The organism is Haloferax mediterranei ATCC 33500 (assembly GCF_000306765.2).
GTDB lineage: Archaea > Halobacteriota > Halobacteria > Halobacteriales > Haloferacaceae > Haloferax > Haloferax mediterranei.
This window is the reverse complement of sequence record NC_017941.2, coordinates 2,703,522-2,728,575: the sequence shown is the minus strand read 5'-3', so window position 1 is coordinate 2,728,575 and position 25,054 is coordinate 2,703,522. Positions and strand designations below refer to the sequence as shown.

The following is a 25,054-nucleotide window of genomic DNA, read 5'->3' as shown; positions in this document are numbered from 1 at the left end:
GTCGGTGGTTAGTCGTCGGCCGCGGGGTCGGTGTCGCTGTTCTCCGGGCCGCTGCGACCGGTCGCGTTCGAATCTGTGGCGACGGCCTCAGCCGTCAGGCCGAGGTCGGTGAGCGCGCTTTTCGTCCCCGACTTGACGATTACGCCCACTCCGCGGACGATGTGAAATATCCCGTAAATCAACGCTGGAATCGCGATGAGAAGATAGAGCGCGAGGCCAAAGATACCCGTCGCGCTGGCGACAAACCCTCCGATAGTATTTCCGATGCCGATGATGAGCAGGCCGAAGGTGATGCGGAATGTGACGTCCCACGCGGTGGTCCGGTCCATGTTCATCCTCACGGAGGGTCGAGTGATGTGCCTACTGGTTGGTCGAGTGATGTGCCTACTGGTTGATGGTTTGCGTACGCACGCGGGACCAACGTCAGCGACTCAGCACACTGCGGGTAACTCGGCTAACGAATCGAGTTCGTACGTCGGGTCCGCGGCGAGTTTGTAGCCCTCGCGGTGGGGACGGCGGACGAACGCCGAGTCGATACCGGCGCGGTTGGCGGCGACCACGTCGACGTTGCTGTCACCGACGTAGAGGGCGCTTTCGACGCCGAGGCGGTCCATTGCACGCTCGATGTAGTGTGGATTCGGTTTCTTGACGCGGGCACCCTCGACCGTCGGTTCGCGGCCGTAGGCGACTTCGAAGCGGTCCCCGAGGTCGAACACGTCGAGAATGTGTTTGATAGTCGCATGCTGATTATTGCTCACGACGGCGAGTGGGTGCTCGATGTCGTCGAGCTCGTGTACGTCGTCGTACAGTGGTTTCGTCCCGTTTTCGAGGCACTCCAACTGCGTAGTGGCGGCGTGCGTCTCGTGACTCGACCAAAACTCGTCGACCGGCACGTCGTGGACCGCACAGATGCGGCGCAGATGCGTGAGTCCACCGTGGATGACGCCATCAATCGCCTCCGTCGTCGGGTCCACGCCGAACTCGGCGAACGCCCGCCGGACTGCTTCGCGCTCGACTTCGAGTAGCGTCGGTTCCGTCAGTACGCCGTCGTTGTCGAAGATGACAGCGTCGTAGCACATGGTCGGACGATTCGGACCCGAAGAAGGATATCTTTGCTATGAGGTACCCCAATGGCTCCGGAGTGCTATTGATGTCTGGGTGGACTACGCGCTGTCGACGCCGTCACGGATTCGCGACCCGACGCGCCAGCCGATTCGGTCCGCGAGCGCCCGCTCGTTGAACGCCCGAACCGTGCTCTCAGCAGCCTCGGGGTCGACCTCGAACTCGACGGCCGGGTAGTCGACGGCGGTGAGAACAAGCGGCGTCGGCGGGGCGGGCGGCACGCCGTCGGGTCCTTCGAGGTGCTCCGAGCCGAGTACGTCGTCGACTTTCTCCATCGGTGCCGCTCCCGACGCGACAGCACGAACGAGTGAGACGAGTCGACGGACGAGTTCACGGGCGAACCCGCCGGCCTCGACGCGGATAACGAGGAAATCCCCGTCGCGGCTCAGGTCGCCGTCGATGGTTCGGACGGTCCCCCAATCGTCGGGCGTGAGGTTGTGAAAGTCGTGTTCGCCGCGGAGTTCGTCGAGGACGGCGGCGGCCCGGTCGTCGTCGAACGCGTCGCTCGGCGCGTGCAGGTCGTAGACGTATTCGCGGCGAGTCGGTCGGTGTCTCGCGTGGAAATCGTCGGGGACGTCGGCGGCGGCCCACGCCCTGACTGTCGCCGGGAGTTCCGAATTTAAGGCTCGCGGCGTACACCAGTTCGGGCACTCGAACGCGACGGTTTGGGCGAGCGCGGAGACGCCCGCGTCGGTCCGGCCGGCGGCGGCGTATGCGGTCGGGTCAGCATCCTCGTCGCAGACTCCGAGGGAACGGCAGGCGTCGAAGATGGCGTCCTCGACGGTCGGAACGTCCGGTTGTCGCTGAAATCCGTGAAACGGGCGGCCGTCGTAGGCGACACGGAAAGCGCGCATACGCTGGCTTTTCCGTGGGTCTACTTAACGGACTCCACCCCATTCTCCCTGTAAGCGACCGGTGCTGACTCGGCTACTCTCCTTCGACGGGAGTCTCTTCGGCTCGGATGGTGAGTACCGGCATGTCGGCCAATCGCAGGACGCGCTCCGTAACGCTTCCGATGAGGTACCGTCTGAGGCCGCTTCGGCCGTGCGTTCCCATCACTAACAGGTCGATATCGGCTTCCTCGGAGTACTGGAGGATTGCCTGATGTGGCGACCCGTGTTCGATTGCAGTCACAACTTCGACACCCGCCTCGGTAGCCTCGTCTGCGGCCTCGGAGACGATGTCTTCGCCTTCTTCCTCGTAGGCGCTCATGAGACCACCGGCGTCGAGTTGAGTCGCATGAAGCGTGCGCTCGTCGACAACGTAGAGGGCGTGAATCGTCGCATCCATGCTCGCCGCGAGGTCGAGTGCGTGGTCAAGCGCCACTTCGCTGGGGGCACTTCCGTCGAGTGGCACGAGAATCGTTTCGTACATACTCCCCAATACGTCTGGAAGCGACAAAAGACCGGTCGCCGCTATCGTTTCGCGAGAATTGACTGATTTCGTCAGGTGAACTTCCCGACGGCGCGAAGAACGATGACCGAACCTATTCGAAGTCGTCGGAGGTCGGTTCGTCGCGGCCGCCCGGGAAGTCGTCGACGGGGGCGGTCGTCTGTTCGCCGCTTTCCATGTCTTTGACGGTGACTTCGCCGTTTTCGAGGTCGCGCTCGCCGACGATGACGACCGTGCTCGCGTTAACCGAGTCGGCGTAGGACATCTGCGCGCCGAAACTCCGGTCGGAGACGTCGACTTCGACGACGTTGCCCGCCTCGCGGAGGTCGCGGGCGATTCGGGAAGCGACGGACCGGGTGTCGCCGACGGTGAGGACGTAGTAGTCGGTCGTCAGTTCCTCTTCGGGCCAGACGCCGGCGCGTTGGCAGAGCAGTTGGAGCGTCGCATTTCCGATGCCGACGCCGACTGCGGGGGTTGGCTGGCCGCCGAAGGATTCGATGAGGTCGTCGTAGCGGCCCCCGCCGAAGGTCGCGCGGGACACATCGCCCGTGGAGTCGAAACACTCGAAGACGACGCCAGTGTAGTAGTCGAGACCGCGGGCGGTCGTGAGCGAGACTTCGCAGTACTCGCCAGCGCCGAAGTCCTCGGCCGCCGCGAGGACGTTCCGAAGGTTCTCGACCGCGGCTTCGACGTTTTCGCCGCCGAAGTCGGCAATCTCGTCGAGGTCGCCGCGTTCGAGGAGGTCGGCGAACTCGCTTGCCTGGTCGTAGGTGAGTCCGGCGTCGGAGAGCAGTCCAAGGTACTCTTCGCGTTCGACTTTCTCGGACTTGTCGACGGCCCGAATCGCATCCGTCACGTGCACGTCGGCGTCGAACGACCGGAGGAGGCCGCCGAGAATGTCGCGGTGCGAGACGCGGAACTCGAAATCATCGGCCGTAAGTCCGAGGTCGGTGAGCGCGTCGGCCGCAAAGGCCAGAATCTCGGCGTCGGCCTCGGGTTCCGAGGAGCCGAAAATGTCGGCGTTCGTCTGGTAGAACTCGCGGAAGCGACCCTGCTGGACCTGCTCGTAGCGCCAGAAGGGGCGGGTCGAGACCCACTTGATGGGCTTCGAGAGCGCCTGCTGTTTCGCGACGACCATCCGGGCGACGGTCGGCGTCAGTTCGGGCGTGAGGGTAACCTCGCGGCCACCCTTGTCCTCGAAGGCGTATAGCTCTTCGACGATTTCCTCGCCGGACTTGTCGACGTACATCTGGGTCCGTTCGAGGTACGGCGTCCCGATTTCGCGGAACCCGTACTGGGCGGCGGCGGTTTCGACGGTGTCGATTACCTCGCGCCGGGCCGACATCTCCCCGGGATAGAAGTCACGAAACCCCTTGAGTCGGTCGTACATGGGCAATGGTTGGCGAAGGCGGCGCTTGAAACCTGTTGTTCGATGCGGGCGTTACCGCACAACTGCGAAGAGAACCTCAACGTCGCCGATAGCGATGAGCGAGACCCCGGCGACGGCGAGGAAGGCCGCGACGAGGCGCGTCCCGAAGCGCGCCTCGCGGAGGACGACTCCGCCGAGAACCACGGCGATGACCGCTTGCGTGTTGACGATTGGGGAGGCGATACTTGCGGGGACCATCCCAAAGGCCGTCGACGTGATGTGCTCGCCCACGGCGACGAGTCCCCCGGCTACGGCGAACTTCGGCAGGTCGTCGCGGACGCTCGTCCAGTTACGGACTGCGACGGGGAGCACGGCTATTCCCGCCCCCGCGAAGAGGACGGGAACGAACACGCTCGTCGGAATTGCGAGTTCCTGTAGCGCGACGCGCTTCCCAACGTCGCTGGCGGCGTAACAGGCCGCACTCGCCAACGCGAGTTGTGCCGGACGGGAGCGAACCGCCCGCCTGAGCGGGTCGAGCAGTGCGCCACCTTCGTAGTTCGCCACGTAGACCGCCACGGTTGCAACGGCGACGCCAGCCACCTGAAGCCCTGTGAGGTACTGATTCAAGAAGAGAATCTCGATGGGCAACACGAACACCGGGACCAGTTTGTTGATCGGCGCGACGTAAGACACGTCGCCCGCATCGAGGGCGTCGACGAACAGGATGAACGCGACCCCGACGAGCACCGCTGTTCCAGCGACGATAGCGACTCCACTCGCGCCGATATCGGCCAGTGACGGAACCGACGAGGCGTCGAACGTCACTATCGAGACGGGGAGATACCACGCGACGGCGAAGGCGTTGACGACGACGGTGAGAACCGCACCGGGGTAGCCCGGGAAATACCGCTTCACGACGAAGATGTACACGCCCCAGACGAAGGCGGCGAGTACGGAATAGAAGATTCCGGGGTCCATGGTTCACCCGGTGGGTGGCCCAGTGAAAAGCGGTTCGATAGTGTTGAAAAGCGGTTCGTCGGACGGTCCTAGCGCCGTCCGTGGACGTAGCTCTGGACGTGGTCTGGGAACACATCGTCGACCGCTTCCCGACCGTGTTCTTCGGCGATGAGTGTCCTGAGCTCACCTTCGTAGTCGGCTTTCGGAATCTCCTCGGAGGGGCCGGTCTCCACGTCGAGGTGGGTCTCGACGAGGCGGTCGACCGCGCCGCGGCCGAATCCCGAAAGCGGCGAGAGATAATCGACACCGTGGCGGTCTTCGAGACTCTGCGCCTGTGCCCGCGAGATTGAAGGGACGCGGTCGTCACGTCGTGTGCCGTCGGCGACGGCGTCGAAACCCAGCCCGCAGACTGCTTCGAGTGCGTGCTCGTGAACCCGTTGGATGCCGCCGCGAGGGTAGCCGTCTTCGACCATACGAGCGGTCGCTTCCTCGGCGACATCACGGTCGAGTTCGAGCGTTTCGAACTCGTAGCCGAGTTCGATTGCGGCGTCCTTCGCATGCGTCCAGTCGTCGGTGACGCCGAAGTGTGCCGTCACGAGCGTAACATCGTAGAATGCATCGAGAAGCAGCGCAGCGAGCGAAGAGTCCTTCCCGCCACTGTAGAGAAGCGCGAGCTCCACGTGTTATCGGCGTCGGATGTTGAAGCTCTTGGACTCGGGCTGGAGCTCTTTGAGGAGCGCCTTCATCTTGTCGTCGTCGATGCGGCCCTGAATTCGACCGCTCTGTGCGAGCGCGACGATTTGGCGCTCGACTTTCTCGGCGAAGTCGGGTTTCGACATCTGCACCGCGTTGAGACGCTGGCGGGCCTCGTCGGTCAGATACTGCTTGAGAAGTGCCTGTTTCTGCTGTTCGGCGCGTTGTTTTGCGGCCTCCTCTGCCTGCTGTTGTTCGGCTGAGCCTTGTTGTCCTGCCTGCTGTTCCTGGAGTTCCTGCATCTTCTTTCGTCGAAGCTCCTCCAGTCGCTCGTCGTCTTGACTACCACTCATATCCTAGCGCACGGTCCGATGTCTGAAAACCATTACGGACCCGCGTACGGACGGCTCGCTACGGAATTCTCGGTCGAAGAAGAACTCTCGGTGTGTGTCAGCGGTATTACGCGTAGCGCTCGAGTTCCGGACGGTCGAGGTCGGAAAGCACGTCAGATGCGGCGTTGTCGAGGAAGCTCGTACCCTCGGCCGTGATGCGGCGACCTTCGCCCTTGGCCGTCTCGACGAAGCCTTCCTCTTCGAGCTGCTGGAGGAGCTTGCGGATGACCTTCTTGCTACCGGTGTCGCTGTGTGCGCCGGAGACGCTGTATCGGTTGCTGCCGCGCTTCAGACCACCGTATTCGGTGGAGAGGCGGTCGACACCGACGGGGCCGTTCATGGCGACCTTGCGGAGAAGGCTCGCACCACGGATGAACCAGAAGTTGTCCTGCTGTGGCGGGAGTTCGCGGGTCTGGCCGCTCTTCGCGAAGGCCATCCAGTCGGGTTGCTCGATACGGTCCTCGAGTCGTCCGGCGACCTCTTCGATGAGGGCGTCCGCCGGGACGTCATAGATGGTTACCATGGCTATTCGTTCATAATCGCGGCGTTTAAAGGCATCGTATTCACCCGATACGGGCGGTTGGAGGCTCCTGTGCCCCGCCGGGCGTATAGCGGGAACACACTCCTTTTTCGGCCCGTCTCAGGGTCGCCAACCGTGCGTGCTCTGGATACTCATCACGATACCGCCGAGAAGCGTCGGGACCCAGTAGATGAATCCCCGGAAGATGACGACCCCTGCCGTTGCGACGTCGAGCGAGACCGAAGCGGCCGCGGCGATGAGGATTGAAAGCGTCACCTCGATACCGCCCGAACCCCCCGGAAGCGGTGTCACACCCGCAATCGCACCGATGGGGACGACGAACAGCGCGATAGAGAACGCGATTGGAGCGCCGATGGCGCGAAACGCCACCCAGAGGGCGACCATCTGACAGAACCACCCGAGTCCCGAGAGTAAGAGTGCGACCGCCAACCCTCGCGGGTTTCGCCCGACGCGCTCGATGGAGCGGAAGAATCCGTTTATCCGGCGGTTGATACCGTCGGCTGAGGGAACTGGCATTCTCGGAACGTATCGTGCGACGGTGCGGATAAGCGGGGTCAAGGCCCGAATGATTCGGCGTTCGAGGTCGTACCGCCGTTGCCACGCGACGTAGACTGTTGCAGGGACGCCGATGGCGAGGACGACGACGGCGGTGAGGGCGATTTCGAGGTTTCGACCGAGCGTCACCTCGGTGGCGTAGTATCCCGCACCGATGAGGGCAATCGTGATAGACGGGACGAAGTTCAGCGTGTCTACACTCGCGATGGCCGCCAGTCCGGTCTCGTACTCGGCGTCGGTACTCCGTGAGATGAGGAGCGCAGTCACAGGCTCCCCGCCGGCTTGTCCGAACGGCGTGATGTTGTTCGAGAACATCGCACCCGTAAATACGAGGAACGACCGAACGACGGATATCTGCACGCCGAGAACGCCGAGTACCGTCTTCAACGAGGTCCCCCACGAGGCGAGCCACACGAGCGTGATACCAAAGATGACCGCCAGATATGCGGGGTCGGCCATCGTCACTCGCTCGACGAGTTTGTCCACGCCCACGAAATAGAATAGGACGGCAAAGACGACGATAGCCGCGGCGAACCCGAGGAGCGTCGCACGAATATTCTCGCGGGCCATTTGCTGGGAATGTGTCTACGACGTGCATTAAGTCACCGAATTTGACGGCCGGAAAGCAGGTCGGGGGGTGTCGTTTTTATCGTCTCTTTCGTGTGGCCGCACGCGTTTCGGATAGATGGACATTTCCGCTCCCCCCGATACGTCCGACGTATGGACGAGCGCGCCGCCCTTCGACTGCTCGACGCAGACCTTCCGGGTGCTGGCGACGACGCTGCCATCGTTGACGGTCTCGTCGTCACGACCGACATGCTTCACGAGGCGACGGATTTCCCCGCCGGAACGACCCGGTACACCGCCGGCTGGCGGTCCGTCGGGGCATCGCTGTCGGACGTGGCCGCAATGGGTGCGACCGCCACCTGTGCTGTCGCCGTCTATGCCGCCGTCGAACTCGACGAGACGGAACTCAGCGACTTCGTACAGGGTGCCCGAGACGTTTGTGAGGCGGTTTCAGCAGAATACGTCGGCGGCGACCTCGACACCCACGATGAGTTCACGACGGCGAGTACGGCTATCGGCCGCACCGATGACCCAGTCCTTCGCTCCGGTGCACAGCCGGGCGACCTGTTGTGTGTCACCGGGGAATTAGGCCGGTCTGCCGCTGCCGTCCGTCTGTTCGAAGCGGGCGAGGTGGAGCGCGCTAACGACCTCTTTTGTTTCACTCCCCGTGTCGAAACCGGTGTCGCCCTTCGCGACTCGGCGACGGCGATGATGGATTCGAGCGATGGTCTCGCCCGCTCAGTCCATCAACTCGCCGAAGCGAGCGACTGCGGATTCGAACTCGACTGGGACGCGCTCCCGGTTCACGATGTTGTCTCGGAGGTTGCTACCGACGACGCGGACAGACGGACGCTTTCGACGTACTTCGGTGAAGATTTCGAACTCGTGTTTACGATACCAGAAGATGACCTCGACACCGCCCGCGCGGCCGCTTCTGTCCAGATTACTGTGGTCGGACGCGCGACTGAGGGGTCGGATATCATCGCCGATGGCGAGTCGGTTCCGGACCGCGGCTACACACACGGCGACGACTGAGCACCTGACCGATGCCCCTGACTGTACTGCGTTACCTTTGCACCCGGTGCTCCTCTCAGGCCGGAATCACTTGAATCGGAACGAGGAGGAAACACGCCGCTCCGAGCGCAAACGTAAACAGCCCGACGGCGATTCGTCCCGGTCCGAGCGGTGTCTCGTCGACCGGGTCCGCAGGACCGTTGTAGGCGATAAACGTCGCAAGAAGGCCCCAGAAGAACCAGAGTCCGACGGACTGGTTGATTCCAAGCCCGCGGACGTAGTGGAGGTATCCCGCGAGACCGAACAGTACCAGTGGCACGGCCGCGGCCACCGATTCTTGGCGTTCACCGAGCATCGCCCGAACCATGTGCCCACCGTCGAGCTGGCCGACCGGAAGCAGATTCAGGACGGTGAAGAACATCCCGACCCACCCGCCGATGACGACGGGGTGGACGGTAGTTTGGGGGTCCGGATACTCCGTCGGTTGGTTGAGGACGGTGGCAATCGCATCGAGCAGCGGCGGATTGTTGAACATAATCACGTCGCCCGAACTGTTGAGTGCCCACGCTGGGACCGTCAACGGGTCGAGCGAGAGTCCGATAGCTGTGACGACGATTGTCGCCGCAAGTCCAGCAAGCGGGCCGGCAACGCCGATGTCGAACAGCGTCTTTCGGTCGGGCATCTGCCCCCGCATGCGGATGATTGCGCCGAGCGTCCCGAACGGGAAGATAAACGGGATTAGATACGGGAGAGAGACGTTGACGCCGTGGTATCGGCCCATCACGTAGTGTCCGAGTTCGTGAACCGAGAGGACACCGAGGATAGCGGCGGTAAACGGCCACGCTTGGAGAATCAAAAGCGGGTTGGCGACGATGTCGTCGAATGGCACGTAGTACCACGCCCTCGCACCGACGATTAACGTCGAGAGGACAGTCAAGAGGAAGAGCGTGAGGTTCTTCCACGGCACACCGTCGATGCCGGTTGAAATTGGCTCGACGACGACGACATCTGTCTGCTCGACGCCGGAGACCCGTGCTTGCACGTCGTATCCGGCCTGACGGAACGTCGGCCAGATTTCGCGGACGAGCATCTGCTCGGGGACGAGTGATGTACCGTAGTAGATGCGTTGCTCACCATTTGAGCGTACCTCGTGTACGTCGAAGACCGCACGAAGTGCCTCGACCGGCGGACCGCCCGCCGATTCGGACTGTTCCATTGGCTGGTAATACGCGTAGCACGGGCATAAATCCCGTGACGCATCTGGATGAGAGCCGTGACGCACCCGCGATGAATCCCGTGATGACGCTATCTGAGAGCTATGACGATGCCATCCGACAGATACCGGTCGCTCGGGGTGAACGTGGGACACTGAGAAAGTCGGAGCGGTTCAGGATGCGTGTAGTGACTGTACGGAGGGGCTACTCAAATCGCACTGTGCGACCTGACCGAAGCTGTGTCAGGGGGAATTGCTCGTGTGGGCGTTGCGTGGGCGATTCTACGGAGGCCGTCTGGGCGGTGCGCCGTGTGGGTGCGGGGCGGGCTCAGGGCAGTCTACTTACGCAGTCTCGACGCGCCACGTAGTCGCACTCGTGTACGACCACTTCTCGATAGTCAGCTCGGTCGCGGAGTCACGAAGCTTGACCATCAGGGCTCCAATCTCCTTGGGAGACAGGCCGACATCGTCGGCGATGAATTTGCTCTTGAAGTACATCTCGCCGTCTTTCGCACGGTCGAGCAAGTACTGCTGGAGGCGGTCTTCCTTGGAGCTGGCGTCGGTGGAGGGGGTTGCTGTTGCGCTCATCTGGTACACCTCACTCCATCCTATGACACCATTACCTGTTATAAAGGCAGGACCGTTGGAATTAGTTCGGTCGCTTTCAGCTTGAATCGACTCAAACGATACATTTTACGACTGTTTTTTATCCGCTTAGATATTTTAAAACCGTATCTGATGGATTTATTCGAACCAAATATCTGTGGTTATATATGGGGTAATCCGCCCCTAATGAGCCGTTTTCCGGACCCTTTTTGCGGCAAAAACTTCCTCAAAATGGCTGAATTTTCACGATTATCACAGTATCTGCAGCGTATCTACGGCTCCCGGGTGACTCAGCGGTCGTGCACCCAGAACTCCTCTTCCGTTGTCGTTTCCTTCTTGAATATCGGTACTTCGTCTTTCAAACGATTGATGCCGTCTTCGACTGTTCTGAACGCCTCCGTCCGGTGGCCGGCGAGGACGACGACGAACACGATGTCGGCACCGTCTTCGATGACACCAACCCGGTGGTGCATGAGAACGCGGTGGACGCCGTCCCGTGCTTCGAGTTCCTCCGAGATGGTCGCCATCTCGGTCTCCGCCACACCGTCGTACTTCTCGAATTCGAGGCTGACCGTTCGCTCGTCGTCTTCGTTCTCCTTTGCGCGAACACGACCGGTGAACGTCGCAATCGCACCCGCGTAGTCCGCGAGCGGGTCGGCTTTCACCCGGTCGACCAGCGATTCGAGAGTGATGTGGGGTTCGCACGAGTCTACGTCGGCCGCGAGGTCGTTAATATCGACCGCTTCCGCGGTTTCAGCCTCTGCGACGACGTTTGCAGCGTCTGCGCCGTCAAGTGCGAGCGTCGGAACGCGCGCGTCAGGGAATCCAGAGAGCAGTGCGTAGTCGCACTGCGACGCGAGGTCGTCGAGAAGTCCGTCGAGGTCGCGGCCCTCACCGGTACCGACCCAGTTTCCGTTCGGTGCGAGTCCGTAGGCTACCGAGACTGCGTCCGTCTCCGAGACGGATTCGGGCGTTTCCGCCTCTGTCGCGCCGCTCGGGAGCGATTCGATAGTGGCGACGCGTCCATCCAGTTGCGGGGCAAGTCGTTCGCAGAGTGTCGTCGCACCCGCGCCGACGATCCCAAATACTTGCATATCCGGACTGACGGCCCGTGTCGATTTAAGATTGCTCCGAGGACGAGGATGCGGTTTCGCCAGACGCGTCTGGCCGCGTTCGGTAGAGGTAGACGGCGACGCCAACGCCGACGAAGCCTAAGAGCGTCGCGACCCACGGTGCCAGCGTCCCGATGGGCGTGTCCGCGGTCGCCGGAAGCGTGTCGTACTGCCAGAGCGCCCACCCGATGGAGAAACACGCCACCAGCACCCAGTTGAGTCCGGTTCGGCGGTCGAACTCGCCTCGTCGGTGTCGGAGAAAGATTGCGCCGAGGGCGAGCACCCATCCGACGACCATGAGTGTAACCGTCTCCACGGTGACGAGTCGCATACCTATACTCGCCGCGAGCGTGGTTTAAAGCCCTCGACACGGGTGTCTCGCACTTGATAACCCTTAAGATGCGCTCACGGATATGCGTGTGCAATGAGAGTCGTCATCTCTATCGGCGGAAGTGTGCTCGCGCCGGACCTCGACGCTCGCCGCGTGGAAGGCCACGCGTCCGTGGTCGAGACCCTTGCACGAAACGGGTGCGAAATCGGTGCGGTCGTCGGCGGCGGCGGTGTCGCCCGCGACTACATCGGTGCGGCCCGCGACCTCGGCGCGAACGAAGTACAACTCGACCAGATCGGTATCGACGTGACGCGAATCAACGCGCGCCTCCTCATCGCGGCGCTCGGTTCGCAGGTCGACCCGAAGGTCCCCCACGACTACGAAGCCGCTGGCGACGCCATCCGACGCGGCGACATCTCCGTGATGGGCGGCGTCATGCCCGGCCAGACGACGGACGCCGTCGCGGCCGCGCTCGCCGAGTACGTCGACGCCGACTTGCTCATCTACGCGACCAGCGTCGACGGCGTGTTCAGCGCCGACCCGAAAAGCGACCCCGACGCGACGAAGTTCGAAGAGATGACCGCTGGCGAACTCGTCGATGTCATCGGCGACATCGAGATGAACGCCGGGTCGTCCGCGCCGGTCGACCTGCTCGCTGCGAAACTCATCGAGCGCGCGAAAATGCGCACTATCGTCCTCGATGGGACGGACCCCGACAGAATCGAACCGGCGGTCCTCCGCGGTGAACACACGGGCACCGACATCATCCCCGAGGGCGGCGACGAACCGACCTACTGGGCACAGTGAGATGACGACAGACGAAGCCTCCTCCGTCGATGTTCCCGACGGCACGCCCGAATCGAGTGACGACCACCACGACTTCTGGGCCGACGACGTCGCGGACGAAATCGAAGCCCGAGACCCCGACGAACCCGTCGTCATCAAAGGCGGCGTCTCTCCGTCCGGTGTTGCTCACCTCGGCAACTTCAACGAGATTATGCGCGGCTACTTCGTCGCCGAAGTACTCCGCGAGCGCGGTCACGAGGTCCGACAGGTCTTCACGAGTGACGACAAGGACCCGCTCCGAAAACTTCCACGCAAACTTGCCGACGCCGACGGTAACATCGTCGGACTCGGCGAGGTCGACGCCGGTGCACTCGGCCGCAACCTCGGCAAGCCGTACACCTCGATTCCGGACCCGTTCGGCGAGACCGACTCCTACGCGGCGCACTTCGCGGCCCTTCTGAAGGCCGACGCCGACCGTCTCGGCGTGCCGGTCGAGATGATTTCGAACACCAAACTGTACGAAAACGGCGATTTCGACCCCGTCGTCGAGCACGTCCTCGAACACATCGACACCGCGCGCGAGGTGCTCAGCGAGTACCAGTCGAAGGTCGACGACGACTACGTCCCGTTCAATCCCGTCTGTGAAGCGTGCGGGAAGATTACGGAGACGGTCACCGACATCGATCTCGAAGCGGGCACCATCGAGTACACCTGTACCGACATGACTGTCGGCGACAACACCATCGACGGCTGTGGACACGACGGAACGGCGACGTTCCGCGAGGGTAAGCTTCCGTGGCGCTTCGAATGGCCCGGCCAGTGGCAGGTTCTCGGCGTCGACTTCGAACCCTTCGGCAAGGACCACGCTGAAGGCTCGTGGCCCTCGGGCAAGGACATCGCGGAGAACGTCCTCGAAATCGAGCCGCCGGTGCCGATGGTCTACGAGTGGTTCACGCTCAACGGGAAGGCACTCTCCTCGTCGGCCGGAAACATCGTCACCGTCCCGGAGATGCTCGAACTGCTCGAACCCGAGGTGCTTCGGTACTTCTTCGCGCTCAACCCGCGGAAGGCCCGCGACCTCGACCTGACGCGACTCGACCAACTGGTCGACGACTTCGACCGATTCGAACGCGCGTACTTCGGCGAGGTCGACGACGAAAGCCTCACCCGGTTCGCAAAGCGCGCCTACCCGTTCGTCGTCGACGACGTTCGTGAGGACCGTATCCGCCTCCCGTACACCTTCGCGGCCGTCCTCGGCATGACCGACGACGAGGACCTGCGCGTCAAGATGGCCCGCAACGAGGGCTTCTTCGACGACGACACGCCCGAAGACGTTATCGACGAGGCACTCGGCCGGGTCGAACGCGCCCGCCGCTGGGCCGAGAAGATGGACAACCAGTACAACTACCGCCTGCAGGTCGAACTCCCCGAATTCGACTTCGAGCCTGCGGTCGAGTCGGCCCTCGACGACCTCGCCGACTTCGTCGCCGAAGGCCACGACGGCGAGGAGATTCAGGGTGAAATATACGAGACCGCCCGCGAGCACGATATCGAGATGGGCGACTTCTTCGCCGCTGGGTACCGCCTCTTCTTCGACGACACGCAGGGGCCGCGCCTCGGCGAGTTCCTCGGTGAGTTAGAACAGGACTTCGTCGTGACGCGTCTCCGTCGCGAGGACTGAAAAGACCGAACGCGCCGGGTTTCGCCCGTCTCGGTCTCGGACGCCGACGTTCGGCTATTCGTTCGTTTTACTTGGGCCGTTTTGATTATGAACGTCGCCCGGCGAGGAACGCGACCGCACCGACTGCAGCAAGTGCGAAGACGGCGGTTCCGATGCCGAATCCGGGAACCATGATTCCGATGCCGTCTTTTTCTGTCGTCTCCGTCCCGGCCGCCGTTTCGTTCGTCGAGTCTGCGGTTTCGGTTGTCGTCGATTCGGTATCTTCGACGACGACACCCTCGGATTCAACCTGGTCATCGTCCGTGGACGGCAGAAGAATCTCGGCAGTAACGGTGAACGTTCCCCCGTCTGGAGCCTCGGAGAAATTGAATGCGGCAGAGAAGTTTCCGTCCTCGCCAACGGTGGTCTCTGTCGTCTTGAGGAACCGTGGTTCCGTGTCGTCAGCTGACACAACGCGAAGGCTGACGTTGGTTCCCGGTTCGAGGTCGCTCGTCGCGCGAATCGTCTGGTTTTCCGCTGGTTGCACCGTCACCTTTCCGTCTTCGGTCACGAATGAAACCGACGAATTCTCCGCGGCGGCAACTCCGGTGCCACCGACCACCGCCCCGACGAGGACGACAGTGACGAAGAGCAGGCGGAATGAGTCTTTAATCTGTGTGCACATGTCAAATAAAGTCCCATTCTGGGAACTAAAATAGTTGACGGATATCACACCTTCTTCGAAGAACTCCGTGTCTCGACGAAATACGTCGCGAGTCGTCGTCCCGCTCGGTTAGTTCTCTTCGATGGCGTCGATCACCACGGCACCGACGACGAGGAGACGCGGGTCTATCTGTTCCGTGTCGATGTCGATGGTGTACTTGTCCCGGAACGAGAACGCCTCGTCGATAGAGCCGACCGGCTTACCCGTCGCGTTCTCGATACGGTACGAAAAGGGGATGAGCGTCGTAAGGACACGCCGGGCGATGGCCATCGGGACGTTGTCTTCGACGATTCGGCCGACGACAGACCCGTCCGGGCCGAGCAGTTGGTAGGTGTGTTTTGCGAACGAGAACGCGCCGCGTTTGACCGCGCCGACGCGCTCGCCGGTCTGACTGTCGACGATATCGTAGGCTGCGGACACGTCGAGGACGCTGTCCGCCTTCACGCGGAATCGCTCGTCGCCGCTGTCGTAGTCGTTCAGTCGGAAGTCCTCCTTGAGTTTGAACTTCTTTTTCTTCGCGGAGAGGATGGGCGTGTCATTCTCGTAGACGACGTATTTCGTGCCGATAGAGACTTTCTGACGGACTTCGTAGCGGGAACTCTCGAACATGGGTTGTGGTGGTCCCGGTATTGGATAAAAACCTTTCTGGGGGACGACTTATGTCTGTGTCCTGCGTACTGGAACGCAGGTTCGCTCCCCGCGAGCGACCCGCCGCGGCCTCGCCGCAGTGATTTCACATGTCTCTCATCGACTTCATCCGGTCTGCCGAGGAATCGCAAGACGAACCAGACGTCGAACTCGAGGAGTTAGACCCCGAATCCGCCCAGGCTGACGTTGCGGACGACGAATCTTCCGGCGGACGCTCCTACGGTCGTCTGTTCCTCGGGGGACTTTTCCTTGCTGGCGTCGCCTACGTTATCTACCGGACTCGCTCGTCATCTGATAGTTCCTTCACCGACATCGAACTCGAAGAGGAAACAGTCGACGTTGCTGAAGACGCGACAGTTACCGTCGAGCACGACCCTGACGAGGATGCGGCCGTCGAAGAGTCGGAGGGAGACGCCGAGACGGACGAGGCTGCTTCGGATGACGAGTCCAGTGAATTCGGCGAGTCTGATGAATCCGACGAGTCTGCGTCTACCGAATCTACGTCTACCGAGTCCGACGACGATGGTGGCGTCGAAGTCGAAATCGAGTCGTCCGGTGACAACGGTACCGACGGCGACGAAGACGACGCGTAACGTCGCAGCCGAGTTGCGTTCGTTTCCAATTCCTGGACTGGAACAGTGACATCTTTCTCGCTCTGAAGGAGTGACATTCTCCCCATCCTGAAGACGGGGCGTTAGCGTTCACCGCGCAGATAACCCGAACGCCTTTTGGCGCGCGTCGCTTCCTTCCGGGCGATGAACACGTTGCAGTGGATCCTCGCCGGATTCATCGCTTACTCTCTCCTTGCGGCGCTGTTGCGTGCTCGCGGGGTTCTCCCCGAGTACATTCGCGTCCAGGGTCCCCTCATGACGGTTCACACCCGTCGCGGCCGCGAACTCCTCGACAAACTCGCCTCTCCAAAGCGGTTCTGGCGTGCGTGGAGTAACATCGGCCTCGGTGTCGCCCTCGTCATTATGGTCGGGTCGTTCGTGCTCTTAGTTTATCAGGCGGTCTTCATCGTCTCCAATCCGCCCGCCCCGACGCAGGTGAACCAGCCGCAGAACTTCCTCGTTATCCCCGGCGTGAACGACTTCCTCCCGTTGTCTGTCGCCCCGGAGATTCTCTTCGGTCTCCTCGTCGGTCTCGTCGTCCACGAGGGAGGCCACGGCGTCCTCAGCCGTGTCGAAGGTATCGACGTGGAGTCGATGGGGGTCGTCCTTCTGACGATTCTCCCCGTCGGTGCATTCGTCGAACCGTCCGAAGAGAGCCAACGTCGCGCCGAACGCGGCGGGAAGTCTCGAATGTTCGCCGCCGGCGTGACCAACAACTTCGCTGTCACCGTCGTTGCGTTCGCTCTCTTGTTCGGCCCGGTTATCGGTTCAATCTCCGTCGCACCGGGGGTTGCTGTCTCCGGTGCGTACTCGGGGTCACCCGCCGATGTCGCGGGTATTTCCAGCGGCGACCGTGTGACTGCCATCGAAGGAACGCCGGTCAACACGACACAGGAACTCGACGCGGCACTTCTCTCGGCCGACGACCAGACCGTCACGGTCGAACTGGACGGCGAGCGAACAGTCTCAGTCACGAGAGAACTCGTCGTCGCCGGTTCCGTCTCCGGAAATCCGGCGAATCTCACGGTCGAGTCGGGAGGTGACCCGCTCCGCGTCACGGCCGTCAACGGGACGCCCGTCTCGACCCAAGCGGAGTTCGAGGCGGCTGTCGGTGACTCTCGGTTCGTCCGTCTCGACACGTCCGTCGGCGAACGAACGATTCCGGTCGGCGCGTACATCACGAACATCGCGAAGAACGAATCGCTTTTCAACGCGGTAGGGACGACCGACCCACTCATTATCACCGCGCTCGACGGTGCGCGAATCACCTCGTCGACCGACTTACAGGAGGCACTCGACCGGACCGAACCGACTCAGACTGTCCCCGTCGAAGTGTACCGCAATGGCTCTTTCCAGACGTACGACGTGACGCTCGGGGAGAACCCACAGGACGGAAACGGCTTCCTCGGGGTCAACATCTTCCCGGGAACGAGCGGGCTTCTCCTGACGGACTTCGGGACGCAGGAGTACCCCGCGGGAACGTATCTCTCGCTCCTCGGCGGTGACGGCGGCGACGGTTCCAGCGGCGTCGCTAATGGATTGACCGGTTCGCCTCTTCAACTCGTCTACGTGTCGCTCCTGTTACCCCTCGCATCCGTCGTCCTCGGAATTCCGAACTTCCCCGGTTTCACTGGCGACATCATCAACTTCTACCAGGTCGGTGGACCGCTCGGCTTCCTCGGTGGTGGCGTCTTCCTCCTCGCCAACCTCCTGTTTTGGACGGCGTGGATTAACCTCCAACTGGGGCTTTTCAACTGTATCCCCGGCTACCCGCTCGACGGCGGCCGCATCCTCAGAACTGCGGCGGAGGCCGTCGTCTCGCGGCTTCCGGTCGACGACCCGCATACCGTGGTCCGAACCATTACGACCTCTATTGGCCTCACGATGCTCGCGTCGCTGCTCCTCATGATATTCGGGCCGACGGTCCTCGGCGGCTAGTCGCGTTCCCGCCTTCGATTCTGACTCCGATTGCTGCTCTTTTTGAACGAAAATGACTGACGTAGCGCCGGTTCACCGGCGAAGCAATCGTTTCCCGCATCACGAAAACGACTCGCAACTTCAATACCGGATGCCTCCTTATCACCGGGTATGGTAGAGGCCCCACAGACCGACGAGGGCTGGTTTGCGCTGCACGACTTCCGAACAGTCGATTGGGACGCGTGGCGCGACGCGCCCGAGCACGAGCGCCGCCGTGCCATCGAGGAAGGTGTCGCCTATCTCAATTCCCACGAAGCGGTCGAAGACGCGGCGGAGGGTACTTCGGCCATCTTCTCCGTTCTCGGCCACAAGGCCGACTTCATGGTCGTCCACTTCCGTCCGACGCTGGACGACATCTCCCGCGCAGAGCGGCAGTTCGAACAGACTGCGCTTGCGGAGTTCACCGAGCAACCCACCTCGTACGTTTCCGTCACCGAGGTTTCGGGCTACGTCTCGGACGACTACTTCGAAGGCAACAAGGAGGACATCGACACCGGTCTCCTGCGCTACATCGAGGGCAAACTCCAGCCGGATATTCCGGACGACACCTACATGTCGTTCTACCCGATGTCGAAGCGTCGCGGCGAGAAACACAACTGGTACGACCTGCCGTTCGACGAGCGCCGCGAACTCATGTCGGTCCACGGCGACACGGGCCGCAAGTACGCCGGGAAAATCAAGCAGGTCATCGCCTCCTCGGTCGGTTTCGAGGAGTTCGAGTGGGGTGTCACGCTCTTCGGTGACGACCCGACCGACATCAAGGACATCGTCTACGAGATGCGCTTCGACGAGGTGTCGGCGAAGTACGGCGAGTTCGGCGAGTTCTACGTCGGTCGCCGCTTCCCGCCGTCCGACCTCGGCGCGTTCCTCGCGGGCGACGCCGTCCCGACGAGCGAGTTCGGCGATGAATCGCACCACCACGCACACGCGCACGGAGAGGGTGGCCATCACCACGGTGAGGGCGGACATGCCCACGGTGAAGACGGTCACCATCACGGCGAGAGTGGACACGGCCACGGCGAAGGCGGCCACCACGGTGGAGACAGCGACGACGAGGCCGACGAGACCGACATCCGGGGCCAACTCGACGACCTGAACATCTACGCGGGCAAGCCGCACGGCGAGGACGTGTACGCGACGGTCCTCTACTCCGAAGCCGACGCCGACGAGGTCTTCGAGGAGGTCGAAGGTCTCCGCGGGAACTTCGACCACTACCCGACGCACGTCAAGACGGCCGTCTACGAGGCCAACGACCGCGACCGCAACGCAGTCGTCTCAATCTGGGAGACGGCTTCGGCCGCCGAGACGGCCGCCGGATTCCTCTCGGAACTCCCCGGCATCGTCGAACGTGCCGGCGAAGAGTCCGGATTCGGGACGATGGGGATGTTCTACACCGTCAAGCCCGAACACCGCGAGGACTTCGTCGAGAAGTTCGGCGTCGTCGGCGGTCTCCTCGACGACATGGACGGGCACTTCGACACGGACCTGATGGTCAACCTCGAAGACGAAAACGACATGTTCATCGCCAGTCAGTGGCGCTCGCAGGAGGACGCCATGGGCTTCTTCCGCTCCGACGAGTTCCGCGACACGGTGCAGTGGGGCCGTGACGTGCTGGCAGACCGGCCGCGACACGTCTTCTTGGCGTAAGGAAACGGCCAGAAATCGCTTTTTTCGGTGCTATGTGAGGTCCGCACGAACGGCTCGTAACTTCGGCCAGAACTTGTCGGTCCCGAGGAGATACGCGAAGTAGAGAACCGCCAGTCCCATCACGACCGCCCACGCACCGAGTTCGGTGTTTCCGTGTTCGACCGTGAGCAGGCCGAACCGTTCGATGTACGCGCCGGCGACCGAGAGCCCCGCACTCCCGACTCCGAAAACGGACAGTTCGAGAAGGTCAGGGAGTAGTTCGACGATTGAGAGACGCATTATCGACCGTCACTTGGTGGAAACCTGTGGGTCTTTCGGTCGCTACTCGGATTCTAGTTCTTGTTCTCGCCGCGAGGCGTATTCCTGCGCGGATTCGACTGTCTCCGTCTCCAGCAGTTTCGACAACTTCGCTTCGAACTGGGCTTCGGTCAACTCGCCGTTGGCGTACCGCTCGCGGAGTGCGTGCAGCGACCGGGTCGCGTCGGGTTCGGCGGACGCGTGGTGGCCCTCGTGCGTCTCGCGCTGGCCGGATTCCTGGCGCGCCACAACAAAATCGACCGCGTAGGAGTAGATGACGCCGAGGACACTGCCGATGACCGAAAAGAAAATGAACGTCGAGGCGACGGACCAACCGCTAGCCAGTGCGACCACCGCGAGGAAGGTGCCGAGACTGATGCCGAACCGTAATGGATACGCGTAGACGAACGACCTGAGACCGTAGTCACGGAGGATATCGAGCGACGAATGGGCCTCCTTGGAGAGTACCGCTCCGATTCGTTCGAGGACCATTACTCAGAAGATGTCCACGAAACAACAAAAAGCGTCGCTGGAGCGTTCGTGGGTTTTGGTTGATAGCTACAGTAGTCGATTCTGCCCTCGGCCCCGACCCCGACCGGGATTGTCGTCGTCGTGACCGTCGGGGTCGTTTCCGTGGCCTCGGTCGTCATCGTCGTAGTCGTCGTCATCACCCGGGTCGTCGCCGCCTCCAAGACCGTCTTCCGGCGTGTAGACGTACAGACAGTCGTTTTTGTACGACCGGCCGAACTGGTCGGCGTCTTCACAGCAGAGCACGCGGCCGTCGTCCATCACGTAGACGTTGTCGACGTTGATGAGCGCGTCGTCGGCGACGGATGCGGGGTCGCTTGCGTCCGGGCCGACGATGACGGGTTCGAGCGTCGAGACGTTGTAATCGGATTCGAGTTGGCCGCGGTAGACGACGCCGCCGTCGACACGGTTCAGTTGGATGTCGCCCGTCTCGTTCGACATGTCGTCGTTGAGTTCCGAGATGCCGAAGTAGACGTAGTCGCCGGGGCCAGCCTCGTCGATGCTGTCGATACCCTCGGCTTTGTTGAACTCGATGGTGGCACCGATTTCCTTTGCCGCCGCACGGGTTTCGATGAACGGGACACGGCGGAGGTCTTCGTCCACACCGTCGGGACCGCGCGTTTCGTACTGGTCGGCCCACTCGACGATTTCCTCGTCGGTGACGTAGTCACGGTTGCCGTTTTCGACGACTGCTCTGTCGGCGGCTTCGATGATTTCGGGGGTGACCTCGTCGCCTTCCTCCCAGTCCGTGTGCGTTTCGAGGTAGTCGACCTGCGTGATGTCGTCGTACTCCGCAATCCACGACTCGACTTCGGCGTTGCTCGCGTAACCGAGTTCGACCCACTCGATTTCGAGGTCCACGTCGGCCGCCGGGCGTTCGACCGCGGCGTCTCGGTTCGTCACGTAGGGTGCATAGAGCGTGCCGGCGACGTTCATCGGGTCGTCGTAGCTCGGAATCGGCCTGTCGGCGACGAACTTGTAGATTCCCTTGCTGTCGCCGTCGGAGGCGAGATACACCGTCCGCTCGTCGGACTGCACGTCGGGGCACTCCCACGCGGCCCGGCCCATCGCGTAGTATTTGACGGGGTCGGGCGTCTCGGCGGCGGGCTCGCGGAAGTCGACGATGTAACCGTAGCGGTACGGATTCGGATACTCGTCACCGATGGGCGTCAGGTCGTTACCGTCGCTCGATTGGTCGACCTGTTCGGCCCCGAGGTAGTACGCGAGGAGTTCGACACCGGTGAGTGCCCAGTTCCCCTGAACGTACCACGAGTCGTCGTAGTACTCGTCGACCGCGCTTTGAATCTCGCTCGGGTTCGGACGGTTCCAAAACTCGTTCGCGCCGCGGAGTCCTTTCCCGGTCCCCTTCTCCACGATATCGCCGACCGACGCGGTCAGGGAGATTCGCGGATGGCTGTAGTTCTCCTCGGCGGAGAGCATCGTGTTCCACGGACTCAGGTCGCCGTAACAGTTGATACGAGTCCCACCGAGTTCGCGGAACGCCTCGGTGTTTGCGAGGTTGAGCGCGTCGTCGAGGTCGGCCTCCCACGACCCGTCGCCGTTCTGACTGAGCGGAATCCGCGAGATGTTCCCCGGGCTTGCCTCCCAGTTCGTAAAGAGATAGCCCTCGGTCCCGTCGTCGTTCGTGGCGACGAACTGGTTGCAGTCGGGCGTGTAGCCGGCATCGGCGTACTGCGACCCGTCGAAGTTTCCGCTCGTGATGTTCGTTCCGTCCGGCGTTTGCGGGACGCCGAGCAGTTCGGTCCGGTCATTTATCCGGTCACGCTCGCGGGCCAATATCTCGTAGTCGCCGGCGGCGGACCGGACCATCCGTCGTTCTTCGTTCGTCCCCGGCGTCGATAACTCCTCGAAGTCGTCGTCGCCGTCGAACGAGAACTGAAAGCCGGAAAAGTAGCCGATAGCGGCTTTGTCGTAGGGTGCCGGATTTTCGCGGTCTGGATGTTGAAGACTGTACAACGGGGTCCCGTCGTCGAACACGAACGGGCCGGTCACTTCGGCACCGAACGCCGTCGTCGAAAACCGCTTGAGTTCGCCCCGGACGAGCGGTGCTCGCGGTGTGTCCGGGTCTTCAGGCTGCGTTGCTCCTCCAACACCGGCCACGCTCGCCCCCAGCGCAGCAGCGACCGATGTTGCCATGAGATTTCGTCGAGTGAACTCGACCATGCAATTGTGTACTCGGAATCATCTATACTTTAATTTTATATTATTCAAAATAAGATGTATTGTCCCGACTAGAGCAGTCTATGGAATATATACCGTCTGTTGACCACTCGTGTCAAACCCACAGGATACCGATACGGTCCTGCTACCTCGATTCAGTCACTGACTGGCCGTCGCGTTCGAGTTCTTCGACACCATCCCGAATCTCCTGTGCGCGACGGCGAACGGCCGCGATGTAGCGCTCGATGCGTGCTCGCTTTTTCCCATAGAACGACGCGACCCAATTGATGTCCGTGTACGGTTGGGTCAAGAAATACGCCGCCAGCGTGTCGCGTCCGGCTTGAATGACCTCTGGTGGGACCCCCCGCTCTCCCGTTCCCGCCTCGACGAACCCATTTACATCGAAGTAGACATCTGCGTACAGCGTTGCGAGTTCCGGGTCGTCGAACTCGATACCCTCGTGTTCCGGCGCGTGGAACCGGTATCGCCGTTCACCTGTGTCTGGCGCGGTGTACTCGACGATTCGAACGCCGAGGACGTACTCCTCGTACAGCATTTCTGAGTCCTCACCGGTCGTGGCTTGTTCTGGCTGCGACATGGCTCTGTGATAGTTCGTCGCCGACGCACGGGCGGTGCATCGAGGCGACCGTATCGGTGACGTTCTCGGCCACGCCTGTAGTAGATTTATATGTAGGGTATATACTACTTCAGAGCGGTCTACAGTTCCCTCGGTCCCCGTCGCTATCGGTTCGGTTCCACGTTGAACCCGGCCGAAAAAGCAGTTTTCCCCGTCTATTCTGCGGCTTGCGTCAGGTAACGCCGGGTGAGTGCGCTACGGAGGGGTCACCGGTCAGCGCCCGTCTTGGATGTATTTCGCGACGCCGAAGACTCCAGTGAGAAGCGTCGTGACGACCCACTTTCCGGCATCGTCGCCCCGCTTCTTCGCGTCGAGACGCACCAGCCACGCGAGCACGATGTGCACGACGGCGGTAATCCCAAGGACGGTTCGCAGTCGAACCATCAGGCTTCGTTGCGTGCGCCTTCTGCGACGCGCTTGTCGAGTCCGGCGGCGCGGATGTCGTCGCCATCGACGGAGGAACGGAGAGAGTCCATCCCGTCGAAGCGGTCGATGCCGAAGTTATCCTCGTAGAGGTCGGCAACGCGCTGCATCTCTTCGTCCGTGAGTTTCGGCACGTCGGAGGCTGCGGCCCACTCGTCGATGTCGTCTTTCGTGCGGAACGTCGGCGTGACGGCCGCAGTTTCGTCGAAGCCGAGGAGGTAGGCGATGGACGCCTGCGCCATGGTGCGTTCTCCATCGCGTTCGAGGAAGCGGAGTTCTTCGAGTTTCTCCCACCCCGTCTCGTACCACTCGTCGGGGCGGAAGCCGCGGTGGTCGCCGGTGCCGAGTTCGGTTTCGGGACGGACCTGTTCGTTCAGGAGACCCGAGGAGTGCGGGACGCGCGCGATGAGGCTCGTCGGCGAGCCGGTTTCTTCGATGGTGTCGAGGAAGTGGTTGCCAACGTCCTGTTCGAAGGCGTTCCAGACGATTTGGAGGGCGTCGAACTCCTCTTCGATGGCCATGTCGCCTTCTGCGAGCCAACCGATAGAGGGACCGAGTGCCCAGCCGGTGGCCTTGATGAGACCTTCTTCTTTCAGCTCATCGAGCGCTTCGAGTACGTCGGGTGTGACCTCGTCCACGTTCGCGTTGTGGAGTTGGAGGAGGTCGACGTACTCCATGTCGAGTCGTTCGAGGCTCTTTTCGGTCGCTTCGCGGACCCACTCGCCGGTGATTTCCTTGGGGAGTTCGCCGTGACCGGCCTGCGGGTTGTTGTAGAAGTCGTAGCCGATTTTGGTGGCGACGGTGACCTCGTCGCGGTAGTCGGCGAGCGCCTCGCCGACGACCTCTTCGGAGTGGCCGTGGCCGTACACGTCGCCCGTATCGAAGAAGTTGATGCCCTGGTCGATGGCGTAATGGAGCATCTCGATGGAGTCTTCGTCGGAGCGGTCGCCCCACCAGTCGGTCCCGACGACCCACGCACCGAAGCCGACCTCGCTGACTTCGATACCGGAGGTGCCGAGTTCGCGGTAGTGCATGGGCGGGCCTACGAATTGGGGTGACTTATTCCGTGTG

The 25,054-nt window shown here is 62.0% G+C and carries 28 protein-coding genes; 6 read left to right on the top strand and 22 right to left on the bottom strand.

Translation table 11 applies throughout. The features are described from left to right. Positions 1–8: 8 nt before the first annotated feature. From HFX_RS13835 to HFX_RS13790, 10 genes are all read right to left on the bottom strand, one after another. Positions 9–329 carry a hypothetical protein gene (locus HFX_RS13835; protein ID WP_014732390.1) on the bottom strand — a complete coding sequence of 107 codons (321 nt, stop codon included), beginning with the start codon at positions 327–329 and terminating at the stop codon, positions 9–11. A gap of 102 nt (positions 330–431) precedes the next feature. Next, positions 432–1,079 (bottom strand): HAD family hydrolase, encoded by a 648-nt coding sequence (locus HFX_RS13830; protein WP_004059272.1) that lies wholly within the window; start codon positions 1,077–1,079, stop codon positions 432–434. An 84-nt stretch (positions 1,080–1,163) separates the two neighbouring features. Further along, entirely contained in the window at positions 1,164–1,976 is an 813-nt protein-coding gene (truA, locus tag HFX_RS13825) for a tRNA pseudouridine(38-40) synthase TruA (RefSeq protein ID WP_004059273.1), read from the bottom strand. A 73-nt stretch (positions 1,977–2,049) separates the two neighbouring features. Next, entirely contained in the window at positions 2,050–2,496 is a 447-nt protein-coding gene (locus HFX_RS13820) for a universal stress protein (RefSeq protein ID WP_004059274.1), read from the bottom strand. A 112-nt stretch (positions 2,497–2,608) separates the two neighbouring features. Continuing rightward, the gene (gene hisS / locus HFX_RS13815; protein WP_004059275.1) at positions 2,609–3,904 is read right to left on the bottom strand and encodes a histidine--tRNA ligase; all 1,296 of its coding nucleotides are present in this window, start codon (positions 3,902–3,904) and stop codon (positions 2,609–2,611) included. Between the two features lie 51 nt (positions 3,905–3,955). Then, positions 3,956–4,861: an EamA family transporter gene (locus HFX_RS13810; RefSeq protein WP_004059276.1), complete on the bottom strand. Its 906-nt coding sequence runs from the start codon at positions 4,859–4,861 to the stop codon at positions 3,956–3,958. Between the two features lie 68 nt (positions 4,862–4,929). After that, positions 4,930–5,520 (bottom strand): alpha hydrolase, encoded by a 591-nt coding sequence (locus tag HFX_RS13805; protein WP_004059277.1) that lies wholly within the window; start codon positions 5,518–5,520, stop codon positions 4,930–4,932. 3 nt (positions 5,521–5,523) lie between these two features. Continuing rightward, on the bottom strand, positions 5,524–5,886 hold the full coding sequence (locus HFX_RS13800; RefSeq protein ID WP_004059278.1) for a DNA-binding protein: 363 nt from the start codon (positions 5,884–5,886) through the stop codon (positions 5,524–5,526). Positions 5,887–5,992: 106 nt separating this feature from the next. Further along, the gene (locus HFX_RS13795; RefSeq protein ID WP_004059279.1) at positions 5,993–6,448 is read right to left on the bottom strand and encodes a 30S ribosomal protein S19e; all 456 of its coding nucleotides are present in this window, start codon (positions 6,446–6,448) and stop codon (positions 5,993–5,995) included. Positions 6,449–6,565: 117 nt separating this feature from the next. Then, entirely contained in the window at positions 6,566–7,591 is a 1,026-nt protein-coding gene (locus HFX_RS13790) for a lysylphosphatidylglycerol synthase transmembrane domain-containing protein (RefSeq protein ID WP_004059280.1), read from the bottom strand. Positions 7,592–7,741: 150 nt separating this feature from the next. On the opposite strand from HFX_RS13790, the gene thiL reads away from it, so the two are divergent. Beyond that, a complete protein-coding gene (gene thiL, locus HFX_RS13785) occupies positions 7,742–8,623 on the top strand; it encodes a thiamine-phosphate kinase (RefSeq protein WP_004059281.1) in 882 nt (293 codons plus the stop codon). A 55-nt stretch (positions 8,624–8,678) separates the two neighbouring features. On the opposite strand, the gene HFX_RS13780 is transcribed toward thiL, so the two are convergent. From HFX_RS13780 to HFX_RS13765, 4 genes are all read right to left on the bottom strand, one after another. Continuing rightward, positions 8,679–9,818: a site-2 protease family protein gene (locus HFX_RS13780; RefSeq protein WP_004059282.1), complete on the bottom strand. Its 1,140-nt coding sequence runs from the start codon at positions 9,816–9,818 to the stop codon at positions 8,679–8,681. A 339-nt stretch (positions 9,819–10,157) separates the two neighbouring features. After that, positions 10,158–10,403 (bottom strand): DUF7123 family protein, encoded by a 246-nt coding sequence (locus HFX_RS13775; RefSeq protein WP_004059283.1) that lies wholly within the window; start codon positions 10,401–10,403, stop codon positions 10,158–10,160. A gap of 308 nt (positions 10,404–10,711) precedes the next feature. Next, positions 10,712–11,515: a molybdopterin synthase gene (locus HFX_RS13770; RefSeq protein ID WP_004059284.1), complete on the bottom strand. Its 804-nt coding sequence runs from the start codon at positions 11,513–11,515 to the stop codon at positions 10,712–10,714. A gap of 25 nt (positions 11,516–11,540) precedes the next feature. Continuing rightward, entirely contained in the window at positions 11,541–11,864 is a 324-nt protein-coding gene (locus HFX_RS13765; RefSeq protein WP_004059285.1) for a hypothetical protein, read from the bottom strand. A 93-nt stretch (positions 11,865–11,957) separates the two neighbouring features. On the opposite strand from HFX_RS13765, the gene pyrH reads away from it, so the two are divergent. Both pyrH and lysS read left to right on the top strand, forming a co-directional pair. Further along, positions 11,958–12,671 carry a UMP kinase gene (gene pyrH, locus HFX_RS13760; protein ID WP_004059286.1) on the top strand — a complete coding sequence of 238 codons (714 nt, stop codon included), beginning with the start codon at positions 11,958–11,960 and terminating at the stop codon, positions 12,669–12,671. 1 nt (position 12,672) lies between these two features. After that, positions 12,673–14,331 (top strand): lysine--tRNA ligase, encoded by a 1,659-nt coding sequence (gene lysS / locus HFX_RS13755; RefSeq protein WP_004059287.1) that lies wholly within the window; start codon positions 12,673–12,675, stop codon positions 14,329–14,331. Between the two features lie 85 nt (positions 14,332–14,416). Here lysS and HFX_RS13750 read toward each other — a convergent pair whose 3' ends face one another. Further along, positions 14,417–14,995, bottom strand: a complete 579-nt coding sequence (locus tag HFX_RS13750; RefSeq protein WP_004059288.1) for a BGTF surface domain-containing protein — start codon at positions 14,993–14,995, stop codon at positions 14,417–14,419. Between the two features lie 108 nt (positions 14,996–15,103). After that, a complete protein-coding gene (locus tag HFX_RS13745) occupies positions 15,104–15,643 on the bottom strand; it encodes an LURP-one-related/scramblase family protein (RefSeq protein WP_004059289.1) in 540 nt (179 codons plus the stop codon). A 128-nt stretch (positions 15,644–15,771) separates the two neighbouring features. Between HFX_RS13745 and HFX_RS13740 the strand changes: the two genes are divergently transcribed. The 3 genes from HFX_RS13740 to HFX_RS13730 all read left to right on the top strand — a co-directional run bounded on the left by HFX_RS13740 (position 15,772) and on the right by HFX_RS13730 (position 19,917). After that, on the top strand, positions 15,772–16,275 hold the full coding sequence (locus HFX_RS13740; protein ID WP_004059290.1) for a hypothetical protein: 504 nt from the start codon (positions 15,772–15,774) through the stop codon (positions 16,273–16,275). Between the two features lie 162 nt (positions 16,276–16,437). After that, on the top strand, positions 16,438–18,231 hold the full coding sequence (locus HFX_RS13735; protein ID WP_004059291.1) for a site-2 protease family protein: 1,794 nt from the start codon (positions 16,438–16,440) through the stop codon (positions 18,229–18,231). Positions 18,232–18,381: 150 nt separating this feature from the next. After that, positions 18,382–19,917, top strand: a complete 1,536-nt coding sequence (locus HFX_RS13730; RefSeq protein WP_004059292.1) for a heme-binding protein — start codon at positions 18,382–18,384, stop codon at positions 19,915–19,917. A 30-nt stretch (positions 19,918–19,947) separates the two neighbouring features. Here HFX_RS13730 and HFX_RS13725 read toward each other — a convergent pair whose 3' ends face one another. The 6 genes from HFX_RS13725 to HFX_RS13705 all read right to left on the bottom strand — a co-directional run bounded on the left by HFX_RS13725 (position 19,948) and on the right by HFX_RS13705 (position 25,017). Beyond that, positions 19,948–20,196, bottom strand: coding sequence for a hypothetical protein (locus HFX_RS13725; protein ID WP_004059293.1), 249 nt, complete (start codon positions 20,194–20,196; stop codon positions 19,948–19,950). Between the two features lie 42 nt (positions 20,197–20,238). After that, the gene (locus tag HFX_RS13720) at positions 20,239–20,706 is read right to left on the bottom strand and encodes an SHOCT domain-containing protein (RefSeq protein WP_004059294.1); all 468 of its coding nucleotides are present in this window, start codon (positions 20,704–20,706) and stop codon (positions 20,239–20,241) included. 66 nt (positions 20,707–20,772) lie between these two features. Further along, complete coding sequence (locus HFX_RS13715) at positions 20,773–22,926, bottom strand: alkaline phosphatase PhoX (protein WP_004059295.1); 2,154 nt, start codon at positions 22,924–22,926, stop codon at positions 20,773–20,775. Positions 22,927–23,068: 142 nt separating this feature from the next. Next, positions 23,069–23,521 carry a hypothetical protein gene (locus HFX_RS13710; RefSeq protein ID WP_004059296.1) on the bottom strand — a complete coding sequence of 151 codons (453 nt, stop codon included), beginning with the start codon at positions 23,519–23,521 and terminating at the stop codon, positions 23,069–23,071. Positions 23,522–23,773: 252 nt separating this feature from the next. Then, a complete protein-coding gene (locus tag HFX_RS20095) occupies positions 23,774–23,944 on the bottom strand; it encodes a hypothetical protein (RefSeq protein ID WP_004059297.1) in 171 nt (56 codons plus the stop codon). Then, positions 23,944–25,017 (bottom strand): aldo/keto reductase, encoded by a 1,074-nt coding sequence (locus HFX_RS13705; protein WP_004059298.1) that lies wholly within the window; start codon positions 25,015–25,017, stop codon positions 23,944–23,946. Before HFX_RS13705 ends, HFX_RS20095 begins: the two co-directional genes overlap by 1 nt. Between the last annotated feature and the right edge of the window lie 37 nt (positions 25,018–25,054).

Excerpts from the sequence above, each read along its gene's own strand:
- HFX_RS13835 (WP_014732390.1), bottom strand. The coding sequence starts at position 329 with ATGGACCGGACCACCGCGTGGGACGTCACATTCCGCATCACCTTCGGC.
- HFX_RS13830 (WP_004059272.1), bottom strand. The coding sequence starts at position 1,079 with ATGTGCTACGACGCTGTCATCTTCGACAACGACGGCGTACTGACGGAA.
- truA (WP_004059273.1), bottom strand. The coding sequence starts at position 1,976 with ATGCGCGCTTTCCGTGTCGCCTACGACGGCCGCCCGTTTCACGGATTT.
- HFX_RS13820 (WP_004059274.1), bottom strand. The coding sequence starts at position 2,496 with ATGTACGAAACGATTCTCGTGCCACTCGACGGAAGTGCCCCCAGCGAA.
- hisS (WP_004059275.1), bottom strand. The coding sequence starts at position 3,904 with ATGTACGACCGACTCAAGGGGTTTCGTGACTTCTATCCCGGGGAGATG.
- HFX_RS13810 (WP_004059276.1), bottom strand. The coding sequence starts at position 4,861 with ATGGACCCCGGAATCTTCTATTCCGTACTCGCCGCCTTCGTCTGGGGC.
- HFX_RS13800 (WP_004059278.1), bottom strand. The coding sequence starts at position 5,886 with ATGAGTGGTAGTCAAGACGACGAGCGACTGGAGGAGCTTCGACGAAAG.
- HFX_RS13795 (WP_004059279.1), bottom strand. The coding sequence starts at position 6,448 with ATGGTAACCATCTATGACGTCCCGGCGGACGCCCTCATCGAAGAGGTC.
- HFX_RS13790 (WP_004059280.1), bottom strand. The coding sequence starts at position 7,591 with ATGGCCCGCGAGAATATTCGTGCGACGCTCCTCGGGTTCGCCGCGGCT.
- thiL (WP_004059281.1), top strand. The coding sequence starts at position 7,742 with ATGGACGAGCGCGCCGCCCTTCGACTGCTCGACGCAGACCTTCCGGGT.
- HFX_RS13780 (WP_004059282.1), bottom strand. The coding sequence starts at position 9,818 with ATGGAACAGTCCGAATCGGCGGGCGGTCCGCCGGTCGAGGCACTTCGT.
- HFX_RS13775 (WP_004059283.1), bottom strand. The coding sequence starts at position 10,403 with ATGAGCGCAACAGCAACCCCCTCCACCGACGCCAGCTCCAAGGAAGAC.
- HFX_RS13770 (WP_004059284.1), bottom strand. The coding sequence starts at position 11,515 with ATGCAAGTATTTGGGATCGTCGGCGCGGGTGCGACGACACTCTGCGAA.
- HFX_RS13765 (WP_004059285.1), bottom strand. The coding sequence starts at position 11,864 with ATGCGACTCGTCACCGTGGAGACGGTTACACTCATGGTCGTCGGATGG.
- pyrH (WP_004059286.1), top strand. The coding sequence starts at position 11,958 with ATGAGAGTCGTCATCTCTATCGGCGGAAGTGTGCTCGCGCCGGACCTC.
- lysS (WP_004059287.1), top strand. The coding sequence starts at position 12,673 with ATGACGACAGACGAAGCCTCCTCCGTCGATGTTCCCGACGGCACGCCC.
- HFX_RS13750 (WP_004059288.1), bottom strand. The coding sequence starts at position 14,995 with ATGTGCACACAGATTAAAGACTCATTCCGCCTGCTCTTCGTCACTGTC.
- HFX_RS13745 (WP_004059289.1), bottom strand. The coding sequence starts at position 15,643 with ATGTTCGAGAGTTCCCGCTACGAAGTCCGTCAGAAAGTCTCTATCGGC.
- HFX_RS13740 (WP_004059290.1), top strand. The coding sequence starts at position 15,772 with ATGTCTCTCATCGACTTCATCCGGTCTGCCGAGGAATCGCAAGACGAA.
- HFX_RS13735 (WP_004059291.1), top strand. The coding sequence starts at position 16,438 with ATGAACACGTTGCAGTGGATCCTCGCCGGATTCATCGCTTACTCTCTC.
- HFX_RS13730 (WP_004059292.1), top strand. The coding sequence starts at position 18,382 with ATGGTAGAGGCCCCACAGACCGACGAGGGCTGGTTTGCGCTGCACGAC.
- HFX_RS13725 (WP_004059293.1), bottom strand. The coding sequence starts at position 20,196 with ATGCGTCTCTCAATCGTCGAACTACTCCCTGACCTTCTCGAACTGTCC.
- HFX_RS13720 (WP_004059294.1), bottom strand. The coding sequence starts at position 20,706 with ATGGTCCTCGAACGAATCGGAGCGGTACTCTCCAAGGAGGCCCATTCG.
- HFX_RS13715 (WP_004059295.1), bottom strand. The coding sequence starts at position 22,926 with ATGGTCGAGTTCACTCGACGAAATCTCATGGCAACATCGGTCGCTGCT.
- HFX_RS13710 (WP_004059296.1), bottom strand. The coding sequence starts at position 23,521 with ATGTCGCAGCCAGAACAAGCCACGACCGGTGAGGACTCAGAAATGCTG.
- HFX_RS20095 (WP_004059297.1), bottom strand. The coding sequence starts at position 23,944 with ATGGTTCGACTGCGAACCGTCCTTGGGATTACCGCCGTCGTGCACATC.
- HFX_RS13705 (WP_004059298.1), bottom strand. The coding sequence starts at position 25,017 with ATGCACTACCGCGAACTCGGCACCTCCGGTATCGAAGTCAGCGAGGTC.